Here is a 17250-nt window from a genome sequence, read left to right on the forward strand (position 1 = left end):
TCAATCGGTGCTTCTGTCATTTTTCAGAGAAAGGCCTTGAACGCTGCTGCGAGAGCGGCGGGATTTTCTTCGGCGACATGGTGCCCGCTCCTGATTCCGTAGCCCCCCACGTCGTCGGCCCAGTGCTTCCAGATGGCAACCGGATCGCCATAAATCTGCGCCAAATCGTCGTCGAGTGACCAAAGACAGAGCATCGGACAGCGCACCCTCCTGCCGGCATCTCGATCTTCGCGGTCGTGGCGATGGTCGATCCTTATGCCAGCGCGGTAGTCTTCGACCATGCCATGGACGATGGCTGGATCGTGGATGAATGAAACCAATTCGTCATAGGCATCGTGTCCCATCTCATCTGGCCGCAAGTCACTATACCATGCCATCGGGTCTGCCAGGATGGCCCGTTCCGGCTTCTCGGGTTGAGCAAAGAAGAACCAGTGGTACCAATCGCGGGCAAAGTTCCAGTCGGCCCGTTCCAGATGCTCGATAACTGGCAACCCATCCACGGCAATCAGCTTTCGCACCAGGTCGGGATGGTCCATCGCCATTCTGAAAGCGACCAGACTTCCACGATCGTGCCCGGCGACGAAGAAAGCGTGGTGGCCCAACCTTTCCATCACCTCCACCAGCGCCGAAGCCTTTGCCCGCTTGGACGAGAACCTGCTCTCGGGGTCATCGGCCGGTACGTAGGAGCGACCGAAGCCCGGAAGGTCGGGGCACACGATCCTGAAATCTGCTGACAGCAAGTCCGCGACCTGGCCCCACGTCATATGCGCGCGAGGATGGCCATGGATCAGAAGCAGAGGCGGCCCAGATCCGCCATGCCGAAGCCGTATCGGCCCGCCCTCGGTTTCCATCATTTCAAGCACGAAGTTGTCGAACATTGGCCATCCTCAAAAACGGGCTGTTGTCGGCTTGAAGAACTCCTTCAGCATGGAATGGTTCGGGACCGGCCAATCGCGACTGCAGATCGTTTCGGCTCCCGGTTAGCTTTCGCTCAGGGTCCATTCTGGACGCGCGAGTGGCTACAAGGCGGATCTAACGGAGCAGGCCCTCGTCGTCGAACGCGTCCCAGCCCTTCAACTTGGGCCGGGGAGCGTCATCTCTGGGGTTATTCCCGGCGCCGCGAACCTTCTCGCTACCCTTTCCCGCCCGCGTCAGGGCAGCCTTGCCGGCGCCACGTCGCCTGTTCTCTGTAACTTGCTGCGCGTCTTCTTCGCGCCAAAGGCTTGGCAGATCACGATCAAGGATGTCCTCGATGTGCTTGGGATCGAACACGTGGAAGGTGACGGCCTTGGATCGACCGCGCATCTTCACGGTGCGGGTGCCAATGCTTTGCAGCCGTCCGTCTTTCAGCCACTTGTGACGCTCACGCGAAGAAATTGCGAGGATGTCCTCCGCCTCGCGCGGCAGGACCGGGAGTACTTCGATGGTTTCCAGGGTCTTGGCGATCTTGTTCGAGGCGGCCTCGAACTCTTCGGCATCGTCTTCGCGCATCCGCAATGTGATGCGACCCGTCTCGGCTTTGATGTACTTCCTCACCGCCCATGGCAGGCGGGCACGTATTTCACGCTCGATACCTTTCGTGCGCACCGACGAGCCAAGCGTGGCTGATGGCGGAAGTGGCCACTCGGCAATCAATGACAACGAGGTGCTGACGCTTTGGCCCGAGCCGCGATCTCGAGGGGCCGCAATTGCCGCAGCGATGCCGCTAAGAATCTTCCGTGTTTGCGCAAAACGCACCGGCATCTGAGCTAGTCGCTTCCTTGTCGCACGGTTTCTACCGCCAGCGACCCGGCCGGCAGGGCCTTCAACAGCTCCACCTCGGGTTTCGTGAGGTAGATCCATGCCGCCCAATCGTCCGGGCGCAGAACCACAATCTGGCGATTGTGGATGGGCGCCACGTCCGGGCCGGGTTCCGTCGTCAGCATAGCGAACGTCGGGGGCTTGTTGCCTTCGCCATCGCGCCACAGGCCGGCGATCGCCATGAACGAGGCGCCGTTGAGCGTGAAGCGATGCTTAGCCTTTGGAGACTTCTTTCCGGTGAATTCGAAGAAAGCCGACGCCGGAATAAGGCAGCGCTTGCTGTTGGAGAAGTTCCGTCCTTCCGAGCGGAAGTTGAAGATCGGCCCGCCTTTGGGCCCGGAGGGCGGAAAGGCAAAGGTCATGCGCGTGAGTTCGATCGTGTCGCCGGCGGCGCGCATGATCGGGGCGGGATCACTGATGCGGATGTCATCCGCCTGCGGCAAATCCAGTTCGGTTTGATGGGTGGGAATGTCGAGCGCCAGCAATTGCATCATCCTGCAATATTCGGCCCAGGCGATATGCTGCTCATAGTCGTTGCACATGGCTGCCCACGCTTTCAGTCAGTTGATGACTTATAACAAATAACGCGGCTTGGCTGCGGCGCCACCATCGCGAGATTTTCCGTTATGCCCGAAATCTCGCGATCTGCTTGAGCATCGCGCGGTTTGTCGGTGATGACATCGCCGTGGCTCACAATGATGCGCTCAAGGTCAGGCCCACCAGACCATCTGCGGAAAGCCTGGCCCAGCGCCTGGCCGTCCTTGACAAAGAACCTCTTGGCAACACGCGGCATGCTGGGCCGGTCGACGCCAAAGCCAAGCACACGCGCTACAATGTGGGCACCAATTTGCGACGGTCTTCATCCATACGGGCTTCCATCCCTGACGTGAGATCGGCCACGCCGATGCTACTTCCTGCCGCCGCTGGGTACCGAGACGGGTCCATGAGAGTGAGAGTGCAGACCGGGTTTGCCGTGACGGGTTGAAGGTCGGGAGAGAGGCTCCTGGCGCCCGTCGCGGAGAACCGCGATGCCCAGAAACACCGCTAGCGCCCGTTCCGGCAACGACCGGCCAGGCCTCTATACGGAAATCACCGACAAGATCATCGCCGAGTTGGAAGCCGGACGCATTCCATGGGTGCAGCCCTGGGGCACGGCGGCGGCAAAGGCGCCGCTCGCCATGCCGGAAAACGCGTCGACCCACCGTCGCTACTCCGGCATCAACATTCTGATCCTGTGGGGCGCGGTCATCGAGCACGGTTTCACCGGCCAGAGCTGGCTGACATTCCGCCAGGCGCTTGGGCTCGGCGGCAACGTCAGGAACGGAGAACATGGGACGACCATCGTCTACGCCGACCGCTTCGTGCCCGACGATGAGCGTAACCGAGCCCGCGAGAGCGGGCACGAAGCACAGCCGGTCCCATTCCTCAAACGCTTCACAGTCTTCAACGCCGATCAATGCGAGAACCTGCCGGAGGACGTCGCCGCCGTCGCACCACCACCTCCGCCGGGCATGATCGAACCGCAAGCAGAGGCGCTGATCCGGGCCACCGGCGCGGATTTTCGGATCGGAGGCAGCCGCGCCTTCTACAGCCCTGCGAGCGACTTTGTGCAGGTCCCGCCGCCAGCCGCCTATTTCGAACCGATCAACTGGCACCGTACCGCGTTCCATGAACTGGGGCATTGGTCGGGTCATTCCTCCCGCCTCGGCCGTGATATGACCGGTTGCTTCGGCTCTAAATCCTACGCGCGGGAGGAACTGGTGGCTGAGATGGCCGGGGCCTTTGTCTGCGCTTCTCTCGCCATCGTGCCGACGGTGCGCCATGCCGACTACATCGGCTCGTGGCTGGCGGTCCTGCGCGAGGACAATCGCGCCATTGTCCGTGCCGCCAGCGCCGCCTCGAAGGCCGCCGAATTCATCCTCGGCTTCCAGCCTGGCGTGGATCAGCAAGCCACCGCGGCAGCGGCGAACGACAAACGGGAAGCGGCGTGGTGAGCCACGCAGAACCGGAGTCGGACCGCGCTTCGCCGGCTTCCCGGTTCGGTGGCCAGGAGAGTGAGAGGGGTGCCGGTATTTCATGACGGGTTTGGGTCGAGAGAGAGGCTCTCGGCCACCGTCGCGGAGAAAACACCATGGCTACTGCCGTTCAAAAGATCACCTTGTCGTCCTCGCGCGACATCCCTTTCAACAAGTTGGTGCTCGCCCAGAGCAACGTCCGGCGCATCAAGGCCGGCGTCTCGATCGAGGATCTGGCGGCTTCGATCGCCCGCCGGGGCCTGATCCAGAGCCTCCATGTTCGTCCCCTGCTCGATGCCGGCGGCGACGAGACAGGCATATTCGAGGTGCCGGCCGGCGGTCGCCGCTACCGCGCTCTCGAAATGCTCGTGAGCCAGAAGCGGCTTGCCAGGACCGCACCCGTTCCTTGTGTCATGGGCAACAACGCTGTCCTGGCGGAGGAAGTTTCGCTGGCCGAGAACATCGATCGCGTCCCACTTCATCCATTGGATGCCTATCGCGCGTTCAAGGACATGCGCGACAAGGGCATGTCGGAGGAGGAGATTGCCGCCGCTTTCTTCATCTCCGTCACCATCGTCAAGCAGCGCCTGAAGCTCACCGCCGTGTCGCCGGCGCTGCTCGATGTCTATGCCGACGCCGGAATGACGATCGCTCAGCTCGAAGCGTTCTCGGTCAGTGACGACCACGCAAGACAGGAGCAAGTGTGGGAGGCGATCAAGAACAGCTGGTCGAAAGAGCCATACCAGATTCGCCGCATGTTGACGGAGAACACTGTCCGCGCTTCCGACAAGCGTTCCGTGTTCGTTGGGCTCGATGCCTATGAGGCAGCTGGCGGCCAGGTGCTGCGTGACCTCTTCCAGTCGGATGACGGCGGATGGCTCCAAGACGCGCTGCTGCTCGACCGTCTTGTCGCCGAAAAGCTCCAGCTCACGGCTGATGAAATTGCCAATGAGGGCTGGAAGTGGATCGAGGTCGCGGTGAGCTTTCCCTACGGCGCCGCGAACGGCTTGCGTGAACTCCACGGCACGCCCGTTGACTTGACCGACGAGGAGCAGGCAACGCTCGGGGCGCTGCGTGACGAGTTCGACAAGCTGCAGGCGGAATACGAAGAGGCGGACGAGTTGCCCGATGAGATCGACCAGCGGTTTGGCGAGCTTGAAGCCGCCATTTGTGCGCTGGAGGCGCGCCCCGTCCACTTCGATCCGGTCGACATTGCAAAAGCGGGTGTCTTTCTCAGCGTTGACGCCGATGGATCGCTTCTCGTCGAGCGTGGCTATGTGAAGCCGGAGGACGAAGCTTCCGTTGCGCCCGATGGCGAGAGTGACTTCGGGGCCGGGGGAACCGACGATGGGGCGACGTCGGTCCAGCGGGCGGTAATTACCATCGGCGGCCAGCCAGCTCAGCCGCAGGATGATGAGGAGGATGGCATCAAGCCCTTGCCGGATCGCCTGATCATGGAACTGACCGCCGAGCGCACGCTGGCGCTACGCGACAAGCTCGCGAACGATCCGGCGATCGCCTACCTTGCCGTGCTCCACAAGTTCGTGCGCGACGTGTTTTCCCGCTACAGATCACAGGGTGTCGCGATGGAAGTCTCTGTCCGCGGCACGGTTTTCTCGGCCCAATCTGCCGAGCTTCGCGACACGCCTTACGCGCACGCGGTCGAAGTCCGCCACGCGGCCTGGGAAACCCGTTTGCCTGGGGGGGTCGACGACCTCTGGGATGCGCTTGCGGCGCTTACTGACGACGAGCGAGCCGCGCTTTTTGCCCATTGTGCATCCTTCGGCGTGAACGCCCTTTATGAAAAGGCCGATCGCTATGGGAACGGCGCTATCTCGGCACATGGCGTGCAGGAGCGTCTCACTGAGGCCGATCACCTGGCCCGGGTAGTCGGCCTCGACATGGTCGATGCCGGTTGGCGGCCGACGGTCGGCAACTATCTCGGGCGCGTCACCAAGGCACGTATTATCGAGGCCGTTCGCGAGGGTGAAGGCGAGAGCGCCGCCCAGCTTATCGACCACCTCAAGAAGGACGACATGGCCAAAGAGGCGGAGCGGCTGCTGGCCGACAGTGGCTGGCTGCCCGAACCGCTGCGGCTCATCGACCTCGATGCCGAGGGCGCGTCAAACGCGGACGAGGCAGACAAAGCGCTGCCCGATTTTCTCGCCGGTGACGACGAAGACAGTCGGGGCGACGAGAAGAGTGAGCAGCAACTCGACGCCGCGGAATAGCCTCGGCTTCGCGGATGATCTGGCTGCCCGGCACTTGCAAGAGCGCCGGGCCTTTTTGTGTGCGGTGGTCAGAGTGAGAGGGCGGGCGCGACGGGTTTGAGCCCGTCCGGTCAGAGAGAGCGCCGGAGGGCTTTCCCGTGTCGCTCTCCGAAGGACCTTCCCGATGAACGTTTCGTTCCCGACAGCCACCGCCGACCCAGCCGCGGCAATCCACGCGGCAGCGCTGCTTCTGCTTCCCCATCTCGAACGGGGTCACCGTATCGACATGGCTCTTCTGCGCGGTGCTATGGAAGCGTCGTTTGAAGCGTCCGACGCAAGCGGCGCCTGGGACTGGAAGACCGCCTACGATGCATGCGAGGCAGCAACCGTCCTCTTCCTGCGCAAATACGGAAAATCACTTCTGCGCAAAGCCGGATCTCCGGCTCGCGCCTTGCCGCTTTTTGGCAGGATCGCTGGCCTACTGCCCACGCAGACGCGCCGCTCCGAGGAAAGTCAGGCGTTGCAGCAGTTCTCGACGCCGATCCCGTTGGGCCTCGCGGCTGTCACTGCGGCGGCCATCACCCCCTTCGATCGCGTTCTGGAGCCATCCGCCGGCACCGGTCTGCTCGCCATCCTCGCCGAGATCGCCGGCGGCTCGCTCGTCCTCAACGAACTTGCCGAGGTCCGCGCCGGCCTGCTGTCCAGCCTCTTTCCGGCGGGTGCGGTGACCCGGTTCGACGCCGCACAGATCGATGACCATATCGATCCGGCGATCATGCCGACTGTCGTGCTGATGAATCCGCCATTTTCCGTCCTCGCCAATGTGCAGGGTCGCGTCTCCGACGCAGCCTGTCGCCACATCGTCTCGGCGCTCGCCCGGCTTGCCGACGGTGGTCGCCTGGTCACGATCAGCAGCGCGAATTTCGCACCGGAGGCACCCGCCTGGCGTAACGCTTTCATCCGTCTGCAGGAGCATGGCCGCGTCGTCTTCACGGCGGCTATCGAGGGCTCTGTCTACGCCAGGCACGGCACAACGATCGAGACGCGCCTGACGGTCATCGACAAGCTGCCGGCCAATGATCCTTCTGTCTTTCCGGTCTCTCCCGGTCTTGCCCCGGACGTTGCAGCGCTGCTCAGTTGGATAGAAGGACATCTTCCGGCAAGGTTGCCGGTCGCCGACACGGTAAAGGTCGCTCCCCTTGTTGCGATACCGCGCCGCGTGCGCGGCTGTCTCGATCGCTCTATCGCTACGCCTGCTCGGCCGGCGCCTTCCGAGCCGGCCGGCGTTGAACTCTCGTATGAAACGATCGACTGGGCACCCGACGAGAGAGTGCGGCTGACTGACGCGATCTATGAGCATTACGGGTTGCAGACGATCCGTATTCCAGGCTCCCAAGCGCATCCGACCAGACTCGTCCAATCCACCGCGATGGCGTCCGTCGCGCCGCCAAAGCCCAGCTATCGACCAACGCTTCCCGTCGATATCCTAACGTCACTCTCCGATGCTCAGCTTGAAACCCTGATCCTCGCCGGCGACGCCCATTCGGGCTTTCTCGCCGGGTCATGGATGGTCGACGATACGTTCGATATCGTCACAGCCGCACCCGAGGACGCGGAAGGGGCGGTGCGCTTCCGACGCGGGTTTTTCATCGGGGACGGCACGGGCGTCGGCAAGGGCCGAGAGTCCGCCAGTATCGTCCTCGACAACTGGCTGCAAGGCCGCCGCAAGGCCGTATGGATCTCCAAGTCGGACAGGCTGCTTGAGGATGCGCAGCGCGACTGGTCGGCCCTCGGAATGGAGCGCCTGCTGGTCACTCCACTGTCGCGCTTCCCGCAGGGCCGTCCCATCGCTCTGGCGGAAGGCATCCTGTTTACAACCTATGCCACGCTGCGTTCCGACGACCGTGGCGAGAAGGTTTCGCGGGTCAAGCAGATCGTCGAATGGTTGGGCTCCGATTTCGATGGTGTGGTCATTTTCGACGAGGCGCACGCGATGCAGAACGCCGGCGGCGGCAAGGGAGAACGCGGGGATGTCGCGCCCTCGCAGCAGGGCCGCGCCGGCCTGCGTCTGCAGCACGCACTGCCGAGCGCGCGTGTCGTGTATGTCTCCGCGACCGGCGCGACCACGGTCGGCAATCTGGCCTATGCGCAACGGCTCGGCCTTTGGGGTGGCGAAGATTTTCCGTTCTCGACCCGGGCGGAGTTCGTCGAGGCGATAGAGGCGGGTGGCGTGGCAGCCATGGAGGTGCTCGCCCGTGATCTGCGGGCGCTCGGACTTTACACAGCTCGTTCGCTCTCCTTCGACGGCGTCGAGTATGAACTGCTCGAGCACGAACTGACGCCAGAGCAGCGGCGCATCTACGATGCCTATGCTGGCGCCTTTGCCATCATTCACAACCATCTCGATGCTGCCATGCAGGCGGCGAACATCACGGGCGATAGCGGCACGCTGAACCGCCAGGCGAAGTCAGCCGCGCGCTCGGCCTTCGAGAGCGCCAAGCAGCGCTTCTTTGGTCACCTGCTGACATCGATGAAGACGCCAACGCTGATCCGCTCGATCGAGCAGGATCTCGATGCCGGTCATTGCGCGGTCATCCAGATCGTTTCCACAGGCGAAGCGCTGATGGAGCGGCGGTTGGCAGAGATACCGACGCAGGAATGGAACGATATCCGCGTCGACATCACACCGCGCGAATATGTGCTCGACTACCTCGCCCATTCCTTCCCGGTCCAGCTCTATGAGCCCTTCACGGATTCCGAGGGCAACCTGTCATCCAGGCCGGTCTATCGTGACGGGCAACCCGTCGAGAGCCGCGAGGCGGTCGCGCGTCGCACGGCGCTGATCGAAAAGCTTGCCAGCTTGCCGCCGGTCCCCGGCGCGCTTGACCAGATCATCCAGCGCTTCGGTACGGGAATGGTGGCGGAGGTGACGGGGCGGTCGCGGCGCATTGTGCGGAACGGAGACCGATTGATGGTCGAGAGCCGCGCGGCCTCCGCAAATCTCGCCGAGACGCAAGCCTTCATGGATGATGTGAAACGTGTTCTCGTCTTTAGCGATGCCGGCGGGACGGGACGCAGTTACCACGCCGACTTGTCGGCGCGGAACACGCGGTTGCGCGTCCACTATCTGCTCGAGCCCGGTTGGAAGGCCGACACCGCCATTCAGGGTCTTGGTCGCACACACCGGACCAATCAGGCGCAGCCCCCGCTGTTTCGGCCGATCGCGACCAATGTGAAGGCGGAGAAGCGTTTCCTCTCCACCATAGCCCGCCGCCTCGACACCTTGGGCGCGATCACGCGCGGGCAGCGCCAGACCGGCGGGCATGGCCTGTTTCGGCCAGAGGACAATCTGGAATCGCACTATGCGCGCGCTGCCTTGCGCCAGCTCTATCTGCTGGTCGCCCGCGGCAAGGTCGAAGGGTGCTCGTTGCAGGGGTTCGAGGAGATGACTGGCCTGAAGCTGATGGACGATAGCGGCATCAAGGATGAGCTGCCGCCGATCAGCACATTCCTCAATCGCCTGCTCGCACTCACCATCGACCTGCAGGACATCCTGTTCGCGGTCTTCGAGCAGTTGCTTACAGCCAAGGTGGAAGGCGCCATCGCGGCTGGCGTCCATGACGTCGGGCTGGAAACGATGCGGGCCGAGAGCTTCGTGATCACCGGGCGGCGCACGATCTACATCCATCCGGGCACCGGCGCCGAAACGCAGCTCCTCACCATCGCGCAGCGCCAGCGCAATCGACCCATGTCAGTCGAGGAGGCTGTCGCCCATCTCGCCGCGTCACATGTCGTTCTCCTCATCAACGAACGGTCAGGGCGCGCAGCAGTGAAACTGCCGGCACCCTCGTTCATGCTCGATGACGGTGAGATCGAGCGACGGGTCCGCCTGATCCGGCCAATAGAACAACATCATGCCTCACTGCGCATGATGGAGGAGAGCCACTGGGCCAACGCGGATCGCGACGCTTTCGAGGCGGCGTGGAGCGCCGAGGTTGCCGGCATCCCCGCGTTCACCGATTCGACCATCCACATCGTCGCGGGCTTGCTGCTGCCGATCTGGAAACGGCTACCCAACGAATCGAGCCGCGTCTATCGCCTTCAGACCGATGACGGTGAGCACATCATCGGTCGCAGGGTTTCGGCGGCCTGGGTCGCCAGCGCACTCGCAATCGGTGTGAGTCCGTTAACCGCGGCGGACGCCTTCAACGCATTGATGGATGGCGGCACGACTCTGGACCTTGCTGAGGGACTTCACCTGCGCCGCGTCCGCATCATGGGCGCCAATCGAATCGAGCTTTCGGGCTTCACCGACGCTATGCGCGAGCGGCTCTCGGCGGACGGGCTGTTCCACGAGATCATATCGTGGAAATTGCGCATGTTCGTCCCCATCGACGCGACGGGACCTGCGGTACTTGCCACGGTCCTTGAGCGCTATCCTGTGCAGCGCGTCAGTGAGAGGGAGGCAGCATGATGTTCCCTCACAATGCTTCCGAACTGGCACACCGTCTTGCCCGACAGGCCGAAGCGGTGTGCCGCCGCTATCTCTCCAATGGTCACCGCGAAGGCCGGTACTGGCTGGTTGGCGATGTTCGCAATTCGCCTGGGCGGTCAATGTTTGTCCGCCTTGAGGGTCCGGATTCGGGTAAAGGCGCGGCAGGCAAGTGGACGGATGCCGCCACCCGCGAGCACGGCGATCTGCTCGACGTCATCGGGGAATGTCTTGGCACGGCGGCCTTCAAGGACGTCGCCGATGAGGCGCGCAGCTTTTTGTCCATGCCCCAGCCAACCCCCGATAAGACTGAATGCAGACGACGATCGGCTGCCGCCCCTTGCGGCTCTGCCGAAGCGGCCAGGCGGCTGGTCTCCATGTCGCACGCGATGTCAGGCACGCCCGTCGAGACATACTTGCGCGCACGCGGGATCACAGCCTTGCACGAAACAGCCTCTCTTCGCTTTCATCCGCGCTGCTACTATCGTCCCGACGAATCCGGGCCGACCGAAACCTGGCCCGCAATGATCGCGGCTGTGACCGACCTCAACGGCAAGCTCACCGGCGCCCACCGCACCTGGCTCGATCCGCGCGGCTTCAGCGAAGCCAATCTCGGCCGAGCTTCGATCGACACGCCGAGGCGAGCCATGGGCGAGTTGCTCGGGCACGCGGTCCGCTTCGGCGTCTGTAGTGACGTGATGGCGGCCGGCGAAGGCATCGAGACGATGTTGTCGCAGCGTTCAGCGCTGCCCTCCTTACCAGTCATCGCAGCCCTGTCGGCGGCACATCTGTCAGCCATCCTGTTTCCTGGCACACTGCGGCGGCTTTACATCGCTCGCGACAATGATCCGGCAGGGGATGGGGCAATGGCGACCCTCATCGAGCGCGCCAGCTCGGTCGGGATCGAAGCGATGGCGCTGACACCGCAGCTCGGTGACTTCAACGAGGATCTGCGCCTGCTTGGTCTGGACGCCGTCAGAGCGTCGTTGCGGGTTCAGCTCGCACCCCAGGACGTCCCACGTTTCATGCCCCTTGCGGCCTGACCGGAAGGAGGGACGTGATGGCGGCAAGTCGCTGTCGGGTGTCATGCGCATATTGCGTTTTTTCGCGTGGACGTGGGCCGGCCCACGGCCTTCCAGAGGGCGATCGGGCAGCAGGCGGCCCGGACCGGCAATGGCCGCGCCCAGCTATTTTCCGGCGGCCCTTTCCACCCCACGCGGCAGGCCGCGCGGGGACCCCGGCCTCAGGCCTTCCATCGCGAAACAAAATAGCCGGTCTCGCCATCCTCCACTGGCGTTTCGGCCCTGCGCTGGCGCTGCGGGTGCAAGTCCGGACCGCCCGCTGCCTTCGTCGCCATGAAGGCCGCGATGGGCGCGGCCGATCCGCCGAAGGAAACAATCATGGGCGACCCGGACGATACCCACTTCGAACCGCAACCCGCATCATCTCCGACCGACCACGTCCTCCAGGAACTCCAGCTCTACGGCTACCGTCGTTTCGAAGACGAACCCGATCCGCGTCCGCTTCCCGAGGCCCAGGTCATCGCAGCCAGCGCCGCCGACATCTTCGATGCCCTCGTCGTGGCGATGGCCGACACGCGCCTCGAACCCGATCTTGAGGAGTTGCTTTGGGGTACGGTCAACCTCTTCCATCGCGCATGCAGCCGAATCGAGCGCGAACTCGACGAAAACGAGGTCTCGCAGCAGCGCCTGCAGCGCGAACAGGACGGGTCAGAGGTCAAGTCCGTTGAACTCGAACGGCTCACCGCCCAAGGTCAGACGCTGCTCGAACGCCGCGGTGCCTTCGAACTGATGCGCGATCAGGCCGCCGAGCACTTCGAGCGTCACACGCATTCGATCTGGCGACCGCGTTCAGGCTCGGTCGTCAACCATCGCAATCTCACCGCGGCAATGATTGACAGCCGCGATTTCCTTGCCGCCAGGAAGTACGCCGATAGCCACGCACTTCTTCCTGCCGGGCCAAAGGTCGCGTTCACCGGCGGGCTCGACTTCAATGACCATCGCCTGATCTGGGCCAAGCTTGACCAGGTCCATGCCAAGCACCCGGACATGGTTCTTCTTCATGGTGGTTCACCGAAGGGAGCCGAGTTGATCGCGGCAAAATGGGCTCACCATCGCAAGGTGCCGCAGATTGCCTTCAAGCCCGACTGGACCAGGCACGCCAAGGCCGCTCCCTTCAAGCGCAACGATGCAATGCTCGAGGCACTGCCGATCGGCGTCATTCACTTTCCTGGCACGGGCATTCAGGACAACCTCGCCGACAAGGCCCGCCAGCTTGGCATCCCGGTCATGAAATTCGGCGCCGCATGACGGCCAATGCCATGCTCGTCGGCGGATGTTCGTCCCAAGCGGCGTCTGACCCAGCGACTCCTGGCGGGTTTGCGATGAAGGCGCAGGCAGGGTGTCAAGCTCGAGGATTCATCGGCTTCTGAAATCGGAAGCACGACCCATCACTGCGTTATCGGCGCAATCCCTTGATCCGGTCCGAGGCCCTGTTGCCATCAACCCATGAAGGGTCGGACAACGCGAAGCATGCCGCCGTTTCGGCTTCGCCTCAACGGTGATTGCGGCCCTCGGCCGGACACATCGGGCGCCTGTCACGCGGGGATGGTCCCCGCTTCCAAACAGGAGCCGGAAAGATGTCCCTCGCAGAAGCAAACGCTTTCGCCTTCAGCCTCGCCACCAGCATGATGGTCAGCATTGTCATTTTCCGAGCCGGGGACGGAACGGTCGCTGTCGTACCGGCAGATGAGTATGACGGAGACGCTTGCGATATCGTCGCGGAAATGGACCCCTACGTCGAATGAACTGACGCCGGATTTGTCGGCGACCAGCGAGGCGCGTCGAGCTCGGGCGCGCCTCGTACTGATTGTGCTGTGGCGACTGCACCGACGCTCAAGGGTATGGCGTCGCGAGACTGAGCCGGAAATCCCGAACGCGCTATGTCAGTCGTGCCCGGGTCGTGCGCGGCGTCGCCAGGAGAAGGCTGGTTTCGCTGCCGGTTATGCCAGCTATGAGGCGTATCCGGCGCAGCACCGCGTCAAAATCGGTGAGCGAGGCCGTACCGAGTTCGACCACCAGGTCCCAGCGGCCATTGGTGGTGTGAATGGTCGAGACCTCGGCCAGACCGCCGAGCGCCCGGACCACGCGGTCGGCGGCATGGCCTTCGATCTCGATCATCATCACGCCGCGTATTCTCTGGTCGACGGCGTCGGCGCGCAGCACCACGGTGTAACCGATGATCTCGCCGGATTTTTCCAGCTTCTCCATGCGCGCCCTGACCGTCGCGCGCGACACGCCGAGATCGACCGCGAGATCTGAGATGCTGCGCCGGGCGTCGTGCCTGAGCAGCGTGACCAGCCTTTCATCGAGAGCATCCATGATTGTTCCATTTCGATCAAAGTGATTGCTCAATATGATAGAGTAGTCTTCTCGAAATGCCAATTTTCCCTGTTCAAACCGCCGGAGCATGGTGATTCATTCCTTCGATCAATCGTAAGGGCAAAAGAAATGCGCTGCAGGATCGTTGGCGCGCCGGTGCAGGACGGCGCGGGCAGGATGGGATGCGAGATGGGGCCGAGCGCGCTGCGCACGGCAGGGCTTGTCTCGGTGCTGTCGGAACTCGGCCATGAGGTCGAGGACTGGGGCGCGGTGCAACCGGCTGCGGCGCGCGCTATCGTCCACGGCAATCTTGCGCTGAAGGCGCTGCCGGAGATTTCCGCCTGGACGGCGGCGATCGCCGAGACCGCCTATGCGGCTTCGAAAGACGCCATGCCGATCTTCCTGGGCGGCGACCACGCAATATCGGCCGGCACGGTGTCGGGCATAGCGCGCCGGGCCGCCGAGCGCGGCCGGCCGCTCTTCGTGCTGTGGCTCGACGCCCATCCCGATTTCCACTCGCTCGACACAACCGTCAGCGGCAATCTGCACGGCGTGCCGCTTGCCTATGCCAGCGGTCGGACGGGTTTCAACGGCTATTTCCCGGACCTGCCCGTCGCCGTCGATCCGGCCCGCATCTGCGTGATGGGCTTGCGCAGCGTAGATCCGGCCGAGCGCCGGGCGCTGAACGAAGCCGGCGTGACCGTGCATGACATGCGCACCATCGACGAGCACGGCATCGCGCCCTTGCTGCGCGCCTTCCTCGCCCTTGTCGAAGAGGCCACCGGCCTGCTGCATGTCAGCCTCGACGTCGATTTCCTCGACCCCTCGATCGCACCAGCCGTCGGCACCACCGTGCCCGGCGGCGCAACCTTCCGCGAGGCGCACTTGGTGATGGAGATGCTGTCCGACAGCGGGCTGGTCTCCAGCCTCGACCTGGTCGAGCTCAACCCGTTCCTCGACGAGCGCGGCCGCACCGCCACGCTGATGGTCGACCTCGCCGCCAGCCTGATGGGCCGGCGCATAATGGACCGCCCCACCCGCAGCCATTCCGGAAGCATTGCATGACCCAGCCATCACGCCTTGCCATCGTTCCCTTCGTCAGCGTCGACCGCATGATGAAGCTGGTGCTGACCATCGGCGTCGAGCGGTTCCTGACCGAACTCGCCGCCTATATCGAGGAGGATTTCCGTCGCTGGGAACTGTTCGACAAGACGCCGCGCATCGCCTCGCACAGCCATGACGGCGTCATCGAGCTGATGCCGACCAGCGACGGCCGCCTCTACGGCTTCAAATACGTCAACGGCCACCCGAAGAACATGCGCGAGGGCCGCCAGACCGTCACCGCTTTCGGCGTGCTCGCCGATGTCGGCTCCGGCTATCCGATGCTGCTCACCGAAATGACGATCCTGACGGCGCTGCGCACCGCGGCCACCTCCGCTGTCGCCGCCAAATACCTGGCGCCCAAGGATTCGCGCTCCATGGCCATTATCGGCAATGGCGCCCAGTCCGAATTCCAGGCCGTCGCCTTCAAGGCGCTGCTCGGCGTCGACCGGCTGCGGCTCTACGACATCGATCGGTCAGCTTCCGAGAAATGCGCCCGCAACCTCGCCGGCAAGGGTTTTGACATCACCATCTGCACGACGGGCCAGGATGCTGTCGAAGGCGTTGACATCATCACCACGGTGACCGCCGACAAGCAGTGCGCCACCATCCTGACCGACAACATGGTCGGCTCCGCCGTGCACATCAACGCGGTCGGCGGCGACTGCCCCGGGAAAACCGAGCTGCACCGCGACATCCTGCTGCGCTCCGATATCTTCGTCGAATTTCCACCGCAGACGCGCATCGAGGGCGAGATCCAGCAGCTCGACGCCGGCCATCCGGTGACCGAGCTGTGGCAGGTGATGACCGGCCAGGCAGAGGGCCGCAGGACTGCGGAGCAGATCACGCTGTTCGATTCCGTCGGCTTCGCGACGGAAGATTTCTCCGCACTCCGCTATGTCCGCGACCAGCTCCAGGCCACCGGCCTCTATGAGGAGCTCGACCTGCTCGCCGATCCCGACGAGCCGCGCGACCTCTTCGGCATGCTGATTAGGGCAGCACTGCAGCCGGCTGCCTGAGCAAAGGCAGCGTCCTTTAAATGAGAAGGCGCTTAAGCGTGGTCCCATGGCCTGGCGTCTTTCCAACTCGAGGACACCGCCAGACAGGACACCGATAACCCCACGGCCATCATCGCCAAGGCGGCAAAGTCGAGCGGTGGTGCGCGATTGAGTTTGATATCAGAGCTCCGGCTTGATTGGAGGCTTGCCTACCGCCGAGGTCAGCGGAGCACGCCTGAAATCAATCAAACGCATGGCACGTCAATCCATCGCGAGTTCGGGAATGCGACAATGCGTGCCAGAGGCTGAGCAGGATTTCGTTCGATTGTGAAACATCGTCGGACAAGAAGGGCTGCGGGTTGCCGCGTTCTCCTTCATCCATTCCTGTCGTGACGAGCACACCGAAGCGGTCTCATCGATGGGTGTTTCTGGTCTGAAGGTCGGCTTCGCCTCGATCGCCTGTGACGCAACGGCGCTTCGCGACTTTCTTCCCCTGCCGGCTGCGCCGTCATTCCTAGCGGCACAACAAAGTCGCTCCAGCGCCATCCTCCGCTTCGCTTCGGCCCATGGGTGCGCCCTCGATCGCCTCCGACCTCTCGACCACCATCGAGACCGCAATGGTGCGGCTCGAAACAATCAGGATCAAGGAGAACTATCATGGCTACCATCGGCACCTTCAAGAAGTCCGGCAACGAAGAATTCACCGGTGAAATCGTCACCCTCAGCGTCCAGGCCAAGAACGTGCGCATCGTCCCAGACACACGCGCCACTGGCGAAAACGCTCCCAGCCATCGGGTGCTGGTCGGCCGCGCCGAGATCGGCGCCGCCTGGTCCAAGCGCTCCAACGAGGGCCGCGACTATCTCGGTCTCAAGCTCGACGATCCGAGCTTCAACGCCCCGATCTACGCCAACCTCTTCGACGACGAGGAAGGAGAGGGCTTCTCGCTCATCTGGTCCCGCCCGAATGCGCGGCGGGGTGACTGAGGACCCGCGAAGGCCCCGGCCAGAAGGCCGGGGCCTCAGACTGCTGACAAACCCCGTCGATTTTCGGCGGGGTTTTTTGTTATGTGATTGAAGTGTCTTGGACTGTTTGTGTCAGGAGATTTTTGACAGGAGGCATTCAGCCTCATGCGCGGGCCGGCTTGGGCTTCGGGCACAGGCAAAGGGCGATCTTTTTGATGTTCTGGGCGGCGGCGGCGATCAGGCACTGGCAGGCGACCTTGGTGAGACTTC

General features: G+C 63.3%; 14 protein-coding genes. 9 read left to right on the plus strand and 5 right to left on the minus strand.

From position 1 onward, the window contains the following. Positions 1-23: 23 nt before the first annotated feature. The 4 genes from NP945_RS08920 to NP945_RS08935 form a co-directional block, all read right to left on the minus strand. Positions 24-878 carry an alpha/beta fold hydrolase gene (locus tag NP945_RS08920; RefSeq protein WP_256746137.1) on the minus strand — a complete coding sequence of 285 codons (855 nt, stop codon included), beginning with the start codon at positions 876-878 and terminating at the stop codon, positions 24-26. 154 nt (positions 879-1032) lie between these two features. Beyond that, entirely contained in the window at positions 1033-1743 is a 711-nt protein-coding gene (locus NP945_RS08925; RefSeq protein ID WP_236383365.1) for a hypothetical protein, read from the minus strand. Positions 1744-1748: 5 nt separating this feature from the next. Further along, positions 1749-2342, minus strand: coding sequence for an SOS response-associated peptidase (locus NP945_RS08930; protein ID WP_127266533.1), 594 nt, complete (start codon positions 2340-2342; stop codon positions 1749-1751). Between the two features lie 14 nt (positions 2343-2356). After that, positions 2357-2593 carry a hypothetical protein gene (locus tag NP945_RS08935; protein ID WP_256746138.1) on the minus strand — a complete coding sequence of 79 codons (237 nt, stop codon included), beginning with the start codon at positions 2591-2593 and terminating at the stop codon, positions 2357-2359. A 235-nt stretch (positions 2594-2828) separates the two neighbouring features. On the opposite strand from NP945_RS08935, the gene NP945_RS08940 reads away from it, so the two are divergent. The 6 genes from NP945_RS08940 (at position 2829) to NP945_RS08965 (ending at position 13344) form a co-directional block, all read left to right on the plus strand. Then, positions 2829-3794, plus strand: a complete 966-nt coding sequence (locus tag NP945_RS08940) for an ArdC family protein (RefSeq protein WP_256746139.1) — start codon at positions 2829-2831, stop codon at positions 3792-3794. Between the two features lie 137 nt (positions 3795-3931). Continuing rightward, positions 3932-6046 (plus strand): ParB/RepB/Spo0J family partition protein, encoded by a 2115-nt coding sequence (locus NP945_RS08945; protein ID WP_256746140.1) that lies wholly within the window; start codon positions 3932-3934, stop codon positions 6044-6046. Between the two features lie 163 nt (positions 6047-6209). Continuing rightward, positions 6210-10499 (plus strand): strawberry notch family protein, encoded by a 4290-nt coding sequence (locus NP945_RS08950; RefSeq protein WP_256746141.1) that lies wholly within the window; start codon positions 6210-6212, stop codon positions 10497-10499. Further along, a complete protein-coding gene (locus NP945_RS08955) occupies positions 10499-11560 on the plus strand; it encodes a toprim domain-containing protein (protein ID WP_256746158.1) in 1062 nt (353 codons plus the stop codon). The genes NP945_RS08950 and NP945_RS08955 overlap by 1 nt, the downstream gene beginning before the upstream one ends. 357 nt (positions 11561-11917) lie before the next feature. Then, the gene (locus NP945_RS08960; RefSeq protein WP_127327978.1) at positions 11918-12847 is read left to right on the plus strand and encodes a DUF2493 domain-containing protein; all 930 of its coding nucleotides are present in this window, start codon (positions 11918-11920) and stop codon (positions 12845-12847) included. 329 nt (positions 12848-13176) lie between these two features. Next, complete coding sequence (locus tag NP945_RS08965; RefSeq protein WP_256746142.1) at positions 13177-13344, plus strand: hypothetical protein; 168 nt, start codon at positions 13177-13179, stop codon at positions 13342-13344. Positions 13345-13477: 133 nt separating this feature from the next. On the opposite strand, the gene NP945_RS08970 is transcribed toward NP945_RS08965, so the two are convergent. Next, positions 13478-13918 carry an Lrp/AsnC family transcriptional regulator gene (locus NP945_RS08970; protein WP_127327909.1) on the minus strand — a complete coding sequence of 147 codons (441 nt, stop codon included), beginning with the start codon at positions 13916-13918 and terminating at the stop codon, positions 13478-13480. A 129-nt stretch (positions 13919-14047) separates the two neighbouring features. On the opposite strand from NP945_RS08970, the gene rocF reads away from it, so the two are divergent. The 3 genes from rocF (at position 14048) to NP945_RS08985 (ending at position 17001) form a co-directional block, all read left to right on the plus strand. Then, positions 14048-14983 carry an arginase gene (rocF, locus tag NP945_RS08975; RefSeq protein ID WP_256746143.1) on the plus strand — a complete coding sequence of 312 codons (936 nt, stop codon included), beginning with the start codon at positions 14048-14050 and terminating at the stop codon, positions 14981-14983. Then, complete coding sequence (locus NP945_RS08980) at positions 14980-16038, plus strand: ornithine cyclodeaminase (RefSeq protein WP_256746144.1); 1059 nt, start codon at positions 14980-14982, stop codon at positions 16036-16038. The genes rocF and NP945_RS08980 overlap by 4 nt, the downstream gene beginning before the upstream one ends. 636 nt (positions 16039-16674) lie before the next feature. Then, the gene (locus NP945_RS08985; protein WP_127327904.1) at positions 16675-17001 is read left to right on the plus strand and encodes a DUF736 domain-containing protein; all 327 of its coding nucleotides are present in this window, start codon (positions 16675-16677) and stop codon (positions 16999-17001) included. Positions 17002-17250: the final 249 nt, after the last annotated feature.

Origin of the sequence: Mesorhizobium sp. LMG17149, assembly GCF_024518695.1 — a bacterium.
Taxonomy (GTDB): Bacteria; Pseudomonadota; Alphaproteobacteria; order Rhizobiales; family Rhizobiaceae; genus Mesorhizobium.